The sequence below is a fragment of the uncultured Porphyromonas sp. genome, from assembly GCF_902489635.1.
Lineage (GTDB): Bacteria > Bacteroidota > Bacteroidia > Bacteroidales > Porphyromonadaceae > Porphyromonas.
The window spans coordinates 1-14,793 of the sequence record NZ_CABUAN010000011.1 but is presented as its reverse complement, the minus strand read 5'-3'; the positions used below and the strand labels follow the sequence as shown (position 1 = coordinate 14,793).

9 protein-coding genes and 1 tRNA gene are annotated in these 14,793 nt (G+C 52.9%); 5 read left to right on the top strand and 5 right to left on the bottom strand.

Annotated elements, in window-relative coordinates; translation table 11 throughout:
• The first annotated feature begins 30 nt into the window (after positions 1 to 30).
• The 4 genes from RDM37_RS03590 (at position 31) to RDM37_RS03575 (ending at position 6,729) form a co-directional block, all read left to right on the top strand.
• Positions 31 to 1,233, top strand: a complete 1,203-nt coding sequence (locus RDM37_RS03590; RefSeq protein WP_308555068.1) for a tetratricopeptide repeat protein — start codon at positions 31 to 33, stop codon at positions 1,231 to 1,233.
• A 373-nt stretch (positions 1,234 to 1,606) separates the two neighbouring features.
• A complete protein-coding gene (locus RDM37_RS03585; RefSeq protein WP_308555066.1) occupies positions 1,607 to 2,878 on the top strand; it encodes a type IX secretion system plug protein domain-containing protein in 1,272 nt (423 codons plus the stop codon).
• 11 nt (positions 2,879 to 2,889) lie between these two features.
• On the top strand, positions 2,890 to 4,401 hold the full coding sequence (locus RDM37_RS03580) for a GH3 auxin-responsive promoter family protein (protein ID WP_308555064.1): 1,512 nt from the start codon (positions 2,890 to 2,892) through the stop codon (positions 4,399 to 4,401).
• A gap of 528 nt (positions 4,402 to 4,929) precedes the next feature.
• Complete coding sequence (locus RDM37_RS03575) at positions 4,930 to 6,729, top strand: T9SS type A sorting domain-containing protein (RefSeq protein WP_308555062.1); 1,800 nt, start codon at positions 4,930 to 4,932, stop codon at positions 6,727 to 6,729.
• A 169-nt stretch (positions 6,730 to 6,898) separates the two neighbouring features.
• Here the strand turns inward: RDM37_RS03575 and RDM37_RS03570 are convergent, their stop codons facing one another.
• From RDM37_RS03570 to RDM37_RS03555, 4 genes are read right to left on the bottom strand one after another with little or no spacing between them, the layout of a single operon-like run.
• Positions 6,899 to 7,201, bottom strand: a complete 303-nt coding sequence (locus RDM37_RS03570) for a PG0541 family transporter-associated protein (protein ID WP_004331008.1) — start codon at positions 7,199 to 7,201, stop codon at positions 6,899 to 6,901.
• Between the two features lie 3 nt (positions 7,202 to 7,204).
• On the bottom strand, positions 7,205 to 10,324 hold the full coding sequence (locus RDM37_RS03565; protein WP_308555060.1) for an efflux RND transporter permease subunit: 3,120 nt from the start codon (positions 10,322 to 10,324) through the stop codon (positions 7,205 to 7,207).
• Positions 10,325 to 10,358: 34 nt separating this feature from the next.
• Positions 10,359 to 11,411: an efflux RND transporter periplasmic adaptor subunit gene (locus RDM37_RS03560; RefSeq protein ID WP_308555058.1), complete on the bottom strand. Its 1,053-nt coding sequence runs from the start codon at positions 11,409 to 11,411 to the stop codon at positions 10,359 to 10,361.
• A 36-nt stretch (positions 11,412 to 11,447) separates the two neighbouring features.
• Positions 11,448 to 12,899 carry a TolC family protein gene (locus RDM37_RS03555; RefSeq protein WP_308555056.1) on the bottom strand — a complete coding sequence of 484 codons (1,452 nt, stop codon included), beginning with the start codon at positions 12,897 to 12,899 and terminating at the stop codon, positions 11,448 to 11,450.
• Positions 12,900 to 13,158: 259 nt separating this feature from the next.
• On the opposite strand from RDM37_RS03555, the gene RDM37_RS03550 reads away from it, so the two are divergent.
• Positions 13,159 to 13,232 (top strand) — tRNA-Cys (locus tag RDM37_RS03550).
• Positions 13,233 to 13,300: 68 nt separating this feature from the next.
• Here the strand turns inward: RDM37_RS03550 and RDM37_RS03545 are convergent.
• The gene (locus RDM37_RS03545) at positions 13,301 to 14,527 is read right to left on the bottom strand and encodes a class I SAM-dependent methyltransferase (RefSeq protein ID WP_308555054.1); all 1,227 of its coding nucleotides are present in this window, start codon (positions 14,525 to 14,527) and stop codon (positions 13,301 to 13,303) included.
• Positions 14,528 to 14,793 lie beyond the last annotated feature (266 nt).

Genomic DNA, 14,793 nt, shown 5'->3' with positions numbered 1-14,793 from the left:
GAATACAAACCAGTAACATCTACTTGAAATATGAAAACAACACGCAAGGTAACCCTAGTGCTACTCGTGCTGATGAGTGCACTAACATTCGGATGCGCACAGACCTCAAACGTCAGAGGCGCTGATCGTCTGTCTGATGCGAGCAAGCCTGACTATCCTGGGGCTCGTAACCTAATCCAGCAGGCACTTGAAAACCCTGAGACCAAGGACGACGCCAAGACATGGTACACCGCAGGACTGATCGAGGAGCGTGCTTTCACAGGCGAAAATCAGAAGAGCCTCAAGAATGAGCCACAAGATCTCGCTAGCATGTACAAGGCTCTACTCGCTATGCACGAGTACTACACAAAGACCTACGAGATCGATCACCAGCCCAACGACAAGGGCAAGGTGCGCCCTAAGTTTGAGAAGAAGATCTCTAAGGCATACAAGGACAACCTCCTCTACTACATCAATGCCGGAGGATACTACATGGAGCAGAAGGACTTCAAGAGTGCACTCAAGGCATTCCAGTCATTCAGAGAGATCAAGCATTCACCACTCTTCGAGGGTGATAAGATCGCTCAGACAGACTCCAACTCGCTCATGGTTGACTTCTTTGCTATCATCACAGCTTATCAGGCTGGCGACAAGCAGCTAGCTATCAAGTATGGTGAGGAGCTTAAGAACTCTGGTTATCGTCAGAACGAGGTCTACCAGATCCTCGCTCAGACCTACATCGAGGAGGGCGACACGACCAACTACATCACGACGATGCGCGAGGGTCTCAAGCTCTTCCCCAAGGAGCCATACTACTCTGTCAACCTGATCAATACTTACATCGTACAGAACAAGTATGACGAGGCGCGTGCCTTCCTCACTCAGGCTATCGAGCTCAATCCCGAGAACCCCCAGCTCTACGACGTGATGGGTAAGCTCTACGAGGAGAGCAATGAGGAGGAAGCTATCAAGTGGTTTAGCAAAGCACTAGAGGTAGATCCTAACTATGTCGAGTCGCTCTGTAACATAGGACGTATCTACTACAACGAGGCGGTAGAGGTCTCTGACAAGGAGGATGGCGGTAGAGCTGCGGCTCAAGAGAAGCGCACAGCACTGCTCAACAAGGCTCTCCCCTACCTCGAGAAGGCTTACAGCATCAACCCAGACGCGTCTTACTACCTACTCGGTAATATCTACTACGCACTGGGCAACAATGCTAAGTACGAGGAGATCCAAGCGGCTCACGGCAACTAATCGCAAAGCGATGCGCTAGCCTCGAGCTAGCCAGAAGACAAAATAGGAGACAGACACCCACGGCGGGCGTCTGTCTCCTTTTTGTTTGTGCGCTCACAAGTCAATTACGCAAATACTACGAATAACGATTTGCTTGCATTTGAACTTAGAAAGCGAACACTAGAGTTACAGCATCTAATGGCTGAACTTGTCATGTTGATGTGGTCCCGTGTAGGGGCGGACCTGCGTGTCCGCCCACAAGGCATACTGCGCTCCGATGAGGACGGGCGGACACATCGGTCCGCCCCTACAGCGGGTTACTCGTAAGGGTTGCGGAGTCTAGTGCAGTGGTGGACTCTTTGTCATTCCATCAAAGATCTGTAACTTTGGGACGATGAACAAGCTATGGACGCTTTGCTGGCTCCTCCTAGGCCTCGCTGGCTCACTCTCGGGAGGAGAGATATTCCCACATCACATCTATACGACAGAGGTACAGACTCTACAGTGTCAGGTGTGGCGTGACGGGGAGCCGGTTGCTATACCCTACCCGATCGCTCGCTTGGCTAGTAGCGATGAGGAAGTTGTGGTGAGCTTTGACCTCGCAGACCCTGTCCCGCACCGCATCCACTACCAGCTGGAGCTGTGCGATGCTGACTGGCAGGTCAATGACCGTATGGCGCTCAGCGAATACATCGACGGATGGGTCGGAGCGCGCTGGCAGACGGACGAGAGCACCCCTTCGGAAGCCACGAGCGTCGCCTACCGTCACTACGAGCTGCGCCTCGGAGGTGCCTCCGTACTGCAACCGCTTCTCTCGGGCAATTACCGCCTCACCGCTTGGTGCGAAGAGCTGCAAGAGGAGCCTATCTTCGTCACCAGCTTTGCCCTCTATGAGCCTCTCGCCGAGGTCGCTCAGCAGGTGGTACCGACGACGCCTCAGGGCAACTACTCCCGCTTTCAGCAAGTGGAACTAGAGCTGACCTTTTCCCCCACACTAACCACCGATCCGCTCACGGAGCTACTCGTCACTGTCGGCCAGAACGGTTCCTCCACCCGCTACCAGCGACTCACCCGCCCCACCTCCCTCGCTCCTGGGCGGCTCACCTTCAGAGGCCATGACGGAGCCACCTTTGCAGCGGGCAATGAGTGGCGCGCTTACGAGATACTGTCGCCCTACGAGGCAAATATGGGTGTGGAGCACCTGAATAGTCAGGAGGCGCCCACTAAGGCTGACCTTTATCTAGACCGCCCGACGAGCGGTAGCTACATTACGCTCTCCGATGCCAATGGCTATCGCAAGGTGCGCCAGACAGACTACGACCCGTACTACGACGAGACCATGACAGACTACTACCTCGTCACCTGGCGACTGGCTCTGGATGACCCGCTCAGGTATGGCACCCCATTCATCGAGGGAGTCGCCTTTGACGCACTGCCTAAGGAGCAACGCACGCTACGCTACAACCGCGAGACGGGCTACTTCGAGCTATCGCTCCTCGTCAAGGGGGGCTACGTCAGCTACCGATACAGTACCTCGCCATCGCCCGCTCCCCTAGCCAGCAACGCTATCGAGGGCGACTACTATCAGACAGAAAACCAATACACGACCCTCGTCTACCTTACCTCCCCCATGCTACGCTATCAGAGACTGGTAGCCGTAAAGTAATCCCCAATACTATGGACAGAAAGACCGCAACCATCTATCGCCTCATGTACCTCCGGCTCAAGAGCATCGAGCAGTACGCTAAGCAGAGCGAAGCTATCCAAACGCGTCAGTTCAAGCGCGTCATGCGTGTACTACGTGGCACCGCCTACGAGCAGTCCCTCACGAGCGAGCCTATCCGCACCTACAGCGACTACCAGCGCATCGTCCCGATCGTTGAGTACGAGGAGCTGCGCCCCTGGGTAGAGCGTATGCTACAGGGAGAGCGCAATCAGCTCATCAAGGGTAGCTGTCGCTGGTTCGCCACCTCCAGTGGCACCTCGGGAGGTCGCAGCAAATACCTTCCCGTGCCTGGGTTGCATCTGCAGAGTTGCCACTATCAGGGAGCCAAAGATGCGCTCTGGCTTTATCTAGACACACGACCCGACAGCGAGTTTTTTGCGCACAAAAGCTTAGTCATCGGAGGAAGCCACAAACCGACTGAGTTTGCCGCAGGCACCCATACGGGCGACCTCTCCGCCATCTTGGTGGAAAACATGCCAGCCCTAGGACAGATGTACCGCGTTCCCTCGAAGCAGACCCTCCTCATGAGCGAATGGACCGCCAAAATGCGACAGATCGTCCGGGAGGTGGCAACAGCAGATGTGGGCAGTCTCTCAGGCGTGCCGAGCTGGATGCTCGAGACCATCATGGCGATCCTAGAGTATACAGAACGGGAGAACCTCTCGGAGGTATGGCCTCACCTCGAGGTATTCTTTCACGGGGGGATCAGCTTCGATCCGTATCGTGAGCGCTACCGCCAAGTCATCCCGTCCGAGCGGATGCAGTATCGTGAGACCTACAATGCGAGCGAGGGCTTCTTTGGCGTTCAGGACGACCCCACCTCTAGCTCTATGCTCCTGATGCAGGACTACGGCATCTTCTACGAGTTCATCCCAATGTCTCAGTTTGACGCCCCTGACCGTCAAGCTATACCGCTAGCCGACGTACAGAAAGGGGTCAACTATGCACTCGTCATCTCCACCCTCGGAGGGCTCTACCGCTACATCATCGGCGACACGGTTATGTTCACCGAGCTGCACCCCTACAAGTTCATCATCACAGGACGTACGCAGAGCTTTATCAACGCCTTCGGCGAGGAGCTGATGGTCCACAACACGACCACAGCCATCTCGCGCGTCGCCCAGGAGATGGGCGTCACGGTGCGCGACTATACGGTGGCACCGCGCTTCTGCCTTGAGACGGCCAATGGCTATCACGAGTGGATCGTAGAGTTTGACACACCGCCAGCCGATCCAGAGCACTTCATCGAGCGCATCGATCAAGAGCTCCGTACGCTCAATAGTGACTACGAGGCCAAGCGCTATGCCGATATGGCACTCCTGATGCCCCATCTGGTGGTTGCTCGGCGAGGGCTCTTCAACGACTGGCTCGAGGAGCAAGGCAAACTCGGCGGGCAGCACAAGATACCCCGCCTGCGGAGCAATGCCGATCTCAACGATCGCCTCATCGAGCTCAACAAATAGCTGTGTAACGATATGTAAGGACACCCAGTCGGATGCAAGCCGTCGGTGCGTCCGTCCCCAAGTCAGCCGTGACGGGTAGCCCTTTGTAGGGACGCACGGTCGTGCGTCCGTTGTCGAACGATCTTGACGCTGTAACCTTTGACACAACGGACGCACGACCGTGCGTCCCTACATGTCGTTATTCGTAAGATTTGCGGGAGCAAATCGTTCCTAGGGAGGGGTTTGAACTTTCCAACAGAGGAAAGGAACCTTTCCAGCGTTGGAAACTTTCTTTTCCAGCGTTGGAAAACTTATTTTCCACCCTTGGAAATTTTCTTTTCCTCCCTTGGAAAAATAAATTTCCAAGCTTGGAATGGTTTTGGAAAGTTAACATTTCAGCTGGAAGCTACCGCCCGCTCCCCCACAAAGACGAAGAAAGCGTCAGCCTCGCTGATAAAAGCTCTAGCTAATCTAACCTAGCCAGAGCTTTATCGTAAAAGAGAAAAACCGTACCTTTGCAGATCCACTAAACATCAAATACATCTTGATATGAGAAAACTTACTCGATTTATGTTTCTCTTTCTTCTGTCCTCTGTGACAGGGGTTGCCCTTTGGGCACAAAACGGAGAGAGTCCCGTCATCAAACTTAAGTCTGATGGCAATGTGCCATTTGGGGGTTATATGCTCAGCATAGATGCCCCTGAAGCCGATCGGTCTAGCGTATGGATCGATTGGAACAATAATGGAGTCAAAGACACTAATGAGGAGGTAACGAATTGGGAGTCTGGTGACAATGTCACTTCAATTACTCATGAGGTAGAGTCTAAAGCCTTCTCAATTTACGGACCCATCAACACCTTGGTGTGCGCCAATAACGGGTTGTATGAACTTGAGATCTCTGGGAACTCTCATCTCGAGTCTCTTATCTGTGACAACAACAATCTATCCTCTCTAGATTGTAGTAAAAACACAGAGCTGAACAACCTATCAATACGAGAAAATCCTCTATACAGCATTGATGTATCAATGCTTACCAAGCTAACCCGTCTTGGAGTTGCTGGTACGAATATTACAAGCCTTGACTTGTCAAAGAATACGCTCCTAGAGCATATGGATATCTCAGATCTTAAGCTAGAGTCTTTTGACCTGACAGCTCTGCCCAACTTGATTAGTCTAGGCTGCAGTGGATGCAAACTTCAAACACTGGACTTGACGAAGTGTCCTAAAATGGAGATACTATTTGCTCCCTATAATAACTTTAAGTCTATTGACCTCTCCGCTAGTAAGTCTATGAAGCACCTCAAGCTCGACCATAACATCTTGGAGGGCATAGACCTCTCTGCTTGTACGGAGCTTATTTCGCTAGATGTCAACAACAATTATCTTGAGACGATAGACTTAAGTCATACAAAAAAGTTGTCGCGACTGATCTGTTATGCCAATCTGCTAGATAAGATAGATCTCACCCACACGCCTGAGCTTACGGTACTAGAGTGCTCACAAAATGAGATCTCACAACTTGATTTCTCTTCAGTACCTAACTTGTCCGTCCTACATGCTTCAATGAATCCACTTAAAGAGATAGACTTATCCGTAGTTCCCCAGCTTAAGAGTCTTACAATCTCTAAGTGTGGCTTGAAGACATTAGACGTAAAGGCTTTGACCAATCTAGACTTGTTAGAGGCTAAGGGAAACGAATTGACTGCAATCGATCTCTCTGCAAATCATAAGCTGAGTCGTGTTAGTCTGGAGGGTAACCTTCTGACAGAGCTAAATGTTTCAAATATACCTACGCTTACCTATCTCAACGTAGCAGTAAACAAGCTGACACAGCTTAAGGCAGAGAACTGTCCTAAACTGTTTGATATCTTGTGCTACACCAATCAGTTGGATAAGAACGCATTCAAGCTTCTCTCAGAGTCTCTCTCTACAGCTACTGAAAAACAGATGGGAGAGATTTATGTGATAGACTCTAAAGATGAAAACGATAAGAATGTCTGTCCTGTTAAAGTCGTTGAAGATCTAAAGCAGAAGAAATGGAACGTATATGACTGGAAGGGGTACGAGAATCAAGGCCAAAACAAATTCCCAGGACATGATGTAAGTGCTACGCAGAGATTGTCATCTCATCAGGGGATTCAAGTTACACCCAACCCCGTCATAGACTATTTACATATCACTTCAGAAGCTCCTGACGCTACAGCCATCGTGATGGATCTCGCTGGCAACCAAATTGAGACATTCACAACGAATGCAACTGGAGAGGGCGTCGTCAATCTATCACACCTTCCTCAAGGCGTATATTTGCTCACTTTGTCTGGCGAAACAGTTCAAATCATAAAGAAGTAGAGACGTAAGTGTCAAAGCAAAGAGAGCGTTTGCAGACTAAATCTGCAAGCAGCTTTGGTCGGGAATAGAGTGATCAGAAGTTAGCTGATCACCCTCCCCTCACAATGAAGAAAGCGTCAGCCTCGCTCGTGCGAGACTGACGCTTTCTGTTGTGCTAGTGCTGTATTCGTTAGATCATGTCGGTGACCTCCCAGGCGAAGGCTCTCAGCCCTTGCTTCGGATTGTCTTGGTCGATCTGATGCAGTGCCGCGAGGAGTCGCTCGGCTCGCTCAGCGTCCGTGATAACCATCATAGCACCATTGGTCGTCGGCCAGGCGTGGCTACCGAGATGCGGTTCGCCCGTTGCGGAGCCACGTCCGTAGACTTCGCTCCACTCGGTATAGCCCTTGGCATTGTGCTGCTCGAGGGTGCGCAGTACGAGCCCATGCAGGGCACTGTTGTAGACGATGAAGATTGCCTTTTGTCTATTCATAGCTTAGTGGTGGTTTTTGAGACTTTTCTTACGCCGACGCCTTATCTGACGGCGAGAGACCAGCGCATAGATACAGGGGATCAGGAGGAGCGTGACCAGCGTTGAGATGGTCAGTCCGAAGGCTACCGTGACACCCATCGGCTGCCACATCTCGCTACCCTGCCCGATGCCGATAGCCATCGGGACCATACCGAAGACGGTCGTGAGCGTCGTCATCAGCACAGGACGCAGACGCGACGCTCCCGCATGGAGCAGCGCAGTGCGTACGGACATGCCACGCTCACGATTGAGTATGGTGTAGTCGATCAGGACGATACCATTCTTCACCACGATACCGACGAGCATGATCGCTCCAATGAAGGCAATGATACTCAGGGGGACACCCGTCACGAGCAAACCGATGATGACGCCCGTAAAGGCAAAGGGCACGGAAAACATAATGACAAACGGGGAGGCCAAACTCTCAAACTCCGCAGCCATAACGATGAAGACTAGGAAGACAATGAGCAGCAGGAGCGTCCCTAAGTCTGCAAAAGCCTCTTGCTGCTGCTCGAAAGCTCCTGTGATCTCGTAGCTCACGCCCTCGGGCATATCCATCCCGTCGAGGGTCTTCTGAGCGGTGCGGACGAGGTCTGAGAGCGCAGCCTTAGGTGCTGGCGTGAGGGCAATGGTGACGACACGAGAGCGGTCTTTCTGGTAAATGGCGGGAGGCGCAAAGTGCTCCACGACTTTGCCCAGTTCGCCTAGTCGTACACTCGTTCCCTGCGGGGTGCGTACGAGTGTCTGCGCCACATCGTCTAGCGAGCGTCTGAACTCGGGAGCTAGTCGCACACGGATCTCATACTCCTGCCCATCCTCACGATAGAAGGAGGCGGTGGCTCCATAAATGCTGTTGCGCAGATAGCTCGCTACCATACTATTGGTCAAGCCATGCTCAGCGAGACGCTGCGGGTCGAAGATGACCTGGTACTCAGGCATAAACTCGTCGCGATTGCTCAGTGCCTGAGCACAAGCTGGCGACTTCCTAATCTCCGCCATAAACGCTTTGGAGATCTGATCGGTGACGGCAAAATCGTGTCCATAGATATCAACATTGACAGTGCTTTGCTGTCCCCCGCCACCTGTCTGAATGGAGACGTTGTACTGCTTGATACCAGGCGTGGCACTCAGATCACGACGCATCTCGGCAGCAACCTCCTTAGAGGAACGCTTTCGCTCGGAGGCATCGACCAGCTTGATATTGAAGGAGAGAAGATTATCCGCATTGTCCTGAGCTAGCGTCGAAGCGCCAGACTGGAACGCATCAGCTTGACCCGTGGAGAACTGGAGCATCTCTATCTCGGGGTACTTCTTGTGCCACTCCTCGGTGAGGCGATGGCCCTCAGCGAGCGGGCGGTCTATGGTAGTGCCTACAGGGTAGTACGCTTTGACAAATATATAGCCACCGTCTCCCTGCGGCATGAACTCGGTCTTAACCAGCGAGCCCAGCGTGAGCGATAGTGCGAAGATGCCTACGGACAAGCCTACCGTGAGCCACTTGTGTCGTAGCACCCAGGCGAGCGTGCGCTGGTAGAGTACCGTCAGTCGCTGGATGAAGTCGTTGAAGGGGCGTAGAATCTTTTGGGATACTTTTCCCTCCTGGCGCTGACGATTAGCTCGGAGCATGTGGGCACAGAGCGTAGGTGTCAGGGCGAGTGCACAGATGGTTGAGACGATCATCACGATACTGACGATCCAGCCGAGCTGACGGAAGAGTAGTCCCGCCATGCCCTGCATCATCACCATCGGGAGGAAGACCGCCAGCATCGTTAGCGTAGAGGCGATGACTGAGAGTGCCACCTCGTTGGTCGCATGGACGGCAGCTTGCTTCGGATAGCTTCCCCGCTCGATGTGGTTGGTAATGTTTTCTAGTACCACGATCGCATCGTCCACCACCATACCGATGGCTATGGAGAGCGAACTGAGCGAGATGATGTTGAGCGAATTACCCGTCAGCAGTAGGTATATGAAGGCCGAGAGCAGCGATATCGGGATCGTCAGAACGATGATAAAGGTGGCGCGCCATCGGCCCAGGAAGAGTAGCACGATGAGCATCACGACGCAGAAGGTGATGCCGATCGTCGAGCTCAGACTATTGATCGAGCGCACGATGAAGTCGCTCTGATCCATAATCACCTCTATCTTAATGTCCGTGGGGAGGTTCTTAACAATCTGCGGGAGCGCCTTGAGGACACGCTTATTCACCTGAACCGTGTTGGCACCCGATTGCTTCATCAACATGAGCATCGCGCCCCTCTGGTTGTCCACATAGGCGAGCGTTTGCTGCTCAGGATCGCCATCTACGATGCTCGCCACGTCTCGCAGATAGATGGTCCGGCCAGCGAAGCTCGTTATGGGGAGCTCCTCTAACTGCTTCGGATCAACGATCTCACCGATAGCTCGGAGGGAGATTTTACTCGTTTCTAGGTTCATCGACCCAGCCGAGATGTTGCGGTTTGCGACCGCAATGAGGTTGCTCACATCACTGACCGTGATGCCGTAGCTCTCGAGCTTGTGCGGGTCGCAGTAGACGTTGATCTGTCGTTGTCTAGCACCTAGTAGGTTGACACCCCCCACCCCGTCAATGCGTCCTAGAGGGGTTATCAACTGATCATTTAGGATTTTGTAGAGCGACTTGGAGCTAGCGTCCGACTTGATCGAGAGCATGAGGATAGGGATGTCATCCATGCCAAACTTGATAATGTTTGGCGTGCCAGCCCCGTCGGGGAGTGCCTCCGCGATAGCACTGATCTTGTCGCGGGTATCGTTGATCGCATTCTCTATGTCCAGTCCCTCTCTGAGCTCCAGCGTGACGACAGAGACATTTTCCTTGCTTTGCGATGTAATGTGCTTGACTCCGTTGATACCGTTGAGGACGTTTTGGATGGGCTTGGTAATGTTGTTCTCCACCTCTTCAGGAGCGGCTCCCGAGTAAGAAGTGACGACCATGACCCGATTGATCTGCATATCGGGCAGGAGATCTATCGGCAGGCGTGTCAAGGCAAAAAGACCCAAGACGACCACCCCGACGAAGATCATGATCGTGGTGACAGGACGACGTACGGCTGATTGATAAAGACTCATAAGCTAAAGGCGAGGATCTGTGTGTTGGGAGAGATTACTTCTGAGCCTGCGAAATCTGTACAGGCATCTGATCGGATAGGATGCTGGCTCCAGTCGTGACTACGACATCGCCTGAGGAGACGCCCTCACGGATCGCTGTGTACTTGCCGATGGTACGCTCTACGACAACTACCTGCCGATGGGCGATGCCGTCTCGTACGATATAGACGCACTGCTCAGCGCTGCCTATCTGCTTGACGATGCTCTCTGTGGGGACGACCGTATACTCCTTGTCGCCTAGATTGATCGAGATGCGAGCGTACTGTCCAGGCACCAGCTTGCGCTCAGGATTGGTCGCCTCGACTTCCATCGTAAAGGTGTGAGTCTGTGGATTGATCGTCGGATACTTCAGCGAAATCTTACCGGCAAAAGTCTCGTCAGGCAGGGACTCCGAAGTAATCGTCACCGGCATCCCTTTGGTCATTTGCCCGTAGTAACGCTCCGAGGGATTGATCCGTAGCACCACTGGGTTGATCTGCTCCACAACGAGCAGAGGCATCTGCGGCGACATCATATCGCCCGCATCGTAGTTGCGCGCTGTGACCACCCCTGAGATAGGGCTACGAAGCTGTGTATTCTCCCTTATATTATTGTAGCTCGTCTGAGCCAGTGTGAGGGCTCGCTGCGTTGCCTCCCAGTCCGACTGCGAGATACCGCCTATCTTGTATAGTTCGTCTATACGAGCCAGTGCGCTCTTGCGCTCCTCGAGCTGCAGACGCGCCTGCTCCAGCTGGCTGTGGTCCATCTCAGCGAGGAGTTGCCCACGAGAGACCTGCTGCCCCACCTCTACATAGATGCGCTTGATGCGGGAGGCCATCTGCGGAGCTATCTGATTAGTCACCTTAGCCTCGACCGTGCTGGTGTACTCTTGTAGGTCTGGGAGTGTCTGCACTGAGACGGTCGCCACCTCCACATGCTTGATGTCTGTCGAGTCGATCGTGTGCGAAAAGGTCGTCTTGCCCTCCTTGCTCGCCGACTGACAACTGGTGAGAGAGACGAGTGCTAGGCTCAGTGCTATCGGAGCAAGTGTACGTATAGAGAGAAACATAGGATATTGTTTTTGGCTTAATTAGGATATATGGCGTTAGAAGTATCGTGTCATTCGTTTGATCGAGTTGAGACGCTCCTCGTAATCATTGCTTGGATCGGAGGAGAGCGGTGTCTCGGGGGCAATGAGTTGCTCTATCTCTACACCCGCTATGAGGTAGTCGTAGAGTGCTTGTGTCTGGTTGAGACGAGCTTGTAGTAGTGCCAGCTCGGCATCGTTCACCTCTAGGAGCGTACCCATGCCCTTGTCGTACATACGCTGTGCGATGGTGTAGCCCCGCTCGGCTGTCGCCTGTATCTGTGTCGCTGTGCTGTACTGCTCCTGCGCCTTACGTGCTTTGTCTCGCTGGCTCTGCATACCGAGCGTGAGTGACCGCTCAGCATCTTGTCGCTGTAGCTTCAGGAGCAAAGCCCGCCCCTTAGCTTGTCGCGTCGTGTAGTAGTTTTTCAGCCCTGTGAAGAGTGGAAATTGAAACTGTAGGCTCACGACTGAAAAGGGAACCCAGAGACGACTCTTCGAGAGGTCAAAGTCGTTTGACGAGAAGTTGTAATTGTAGTTTGCACCCAACGAAATCGAAGGCACCCAGCTCAGCTTGGAGAGCTTGATACTCTCGTCCGCTATCTGCTGCTGTAGCTCTAGTGCTCGCATAGTCGGATTGGTCGTAAGCCATAGCGAGTCGGTCGTTGGCACCTGCGCTATGAGTCTCTGGCTCTCGGCTTGGTAGTCCTCGAGGTGCCCCACCAGTCGCAGACCTGTGTGAGGGTCTAGTCCTAGGAGTACCGCCAACTGCATATAGGCTAGGTCAACGCCCTGCTCTGCTTGCAGTACTGAGGGCTTGATATTGGCGTACTGTACCTCAGCACGCATCTTGTCGTACTCCGCCACGAGCCCAGCTTCGTACCGCTGCGTGACGCGCTCGAGGTTCAGCTCCGCATTGCGCATGCTTTGCTGCAATGTCTCACAAGACTCCTGTGCGAGGAGCACCGTGTAGAAGGCTTTCTTGATCTGCCCGACCAACTCCTGACGAGACTGCGTAGCCTGCTGTAGTGCCAGGTCAACTTGTGTGCGATTGATCTGCAACGCCTTCCAGAGCGTCGCATTGACGAGTGGCATACCAGCTTGTAGCCCCAGCTGTATATTGTGTGTACGTCCCACCTCGATACCGTTTTCCATACCTGGCATAGCGCCCATACCGGGCATCCCGTCGAAGTAGATGCGCTGCTTCTTGAGCGTGTAGCCGTAGTTGCCCGAGAGCGACAGCTGCGGGTAGAGAGCACTCTGCGCCTCCCGCTCGGCATACATTTGGTTGACCAGAGCCACGTCCTTGCCCAGCACCATGGGGCTCCGCTCCAGCCCGAGAGCGATGCTCTCGTCTAGTGTCAGCACGAGCGTATCAGGTTGCTGCGCCGAGAGCGTCAGCGTAAGCAAGAATAAGTATGGTAGCATCACATAGCGCCACCCAGAGATGAGATGTGTCTGTTGTCTCATATATAATAAGGTGTATAGCGACCCCCCTTTCAGAGCTAGAACGCCCGAGTCGGGTCCTTCAAGAATACCAACTTAGAGACGAATAGGACTTTTTCGTTTAATCTAAGGACAACCTCTCGATGCTTCCGTATGAAACGCCAACCGCCACGTGACGTGGAGATTTCAGTCTGCTTCCGACCAATAAACATACTTAAGACGAGGAAGTATTTGGTTTGTCAAAAAATTGTCGTACCTTTGTAGTCGCAATCAGCCAAGCAATGGTTCGTTGGCCGAGTGGTTAGGCAACGGTCTGCAAAACCGTGTACGGCGGTTCAAATCCGCCACGAACCTCCATCAATGAAGATGATTTCATTTCTTTGTAAAAATCCCTCTGCAAGTGATTTGTGGAGGGATTTCTTTTTTCATGAGGTTAGGATCAGAAGCTTACGTGCACGCTCTCCCATAGTCGTAGCGAGCAGATAGTAGGCATCGCTCTCATTGGTCTTAAGCGTCTGCTTGAGCTGCTGAGCAGTCAGAGGAAAGTGCCGAGACATGATGGTCAGTGCTGGATAGCGCTGGCGGAGAGCCTGTAGTTCCTTACCTCTAAGGGTCGACTTGCTGTAGTCGATCTCCTCTATGAGCTTATAACTCTTGTAGAGCGGACTAGGAGAGGCCTTTGCTGAGGTGTAGATGTGACTATTGGGACCGAGTAAGGTGAGCGACTGCTCCTCAGCGATGAGGTGAAAGGCACCGCTCTTCATCAGGAGTGGCTGTGGAATGTGTATATACTCCTCGACCTTAGTCGCATAAGCTGTACGCACTGACGACAACCTGTGGTACGGGAAGCTCCAACGGCTCACCTGCCCCAGGCGATCCACGACAGCTAGATAAATCTCTGGATCAGTCTCTTGTCGCTGCATAGAGATAGCGACCAGTAGCTCCTTGACCTCATCCTGCACCTGTACTATATGTACGGCACAGACCTGCGGGAGCTGCTCTAATATCCACTGTATATCTAGCATCGGCGACAACTTGAGGAGCAGTCGTCCCTGATAGCCCAGCTCCTGTAGCCGACTCATAATCTGTAGCGGTGATGGACTATACTCATCCATACTAATGAGACGGCGATTAGGGTCCTCCATATCTCGGCGAGCCGGATCTGCATAGACGAGTGTGATCCCCTCAAGTGTAGCACACTCCATCGCTACCAGTGCGTCCCCGCAGTGTACCATGACAGGACCCTGTGGCAAAATCTTGTGCAGATTATAGGTCAAGGCATCTGCCATCGTCTGGTCTATCTCGTAGATGACGCTCAGCTCTGACACAGAGGCCATCGCTAGTGCGTCGATGCCTAGGCCACCAGTCATGTCTAGAATATGCTCTTGAGGTGCTATCAATTGCTGCTTGTAGCGGGCTGTCAGTTCGCTACTGCTCTGCTCGAAGTTGACTCGATGTGGTATATACCCACCGCTCTCGGCAAAGCGTGGCATCTTACGCTGCATCTTAGGCAGCAGAGCGACCTGTAGGGCGATCTGTCGCTTGAGCTCAGGCTCCAGCTCACTCCGCTCGAAGAGTATCCTATCAGGCGATCTGTCGGCCCACTGCCTACTCAGAGCCACTACTTGCTCCATCTGTTCTTGTGATAGCATATTGACTTGATGGTCTTATGGCGCAAAGTTAAGACAACGCCCCCTTACGAGCAAAATGCCTCCGCCCTGACTGGGGAAATTCAACGCCGGCCAGCTACAATAATTTACATCCAACTGCATATCGAAACGAAGCCATGTAGGGGAAAACTGATTTCCACGTGGATATTTCGAAATATCCAGGTGGAGAATTTTTATTTTCCACGTGGGGAATAAAAAATTCTTCGGAGGAATCAAATGAAACTTCGGAGGAATTGTTTGACGCCCAC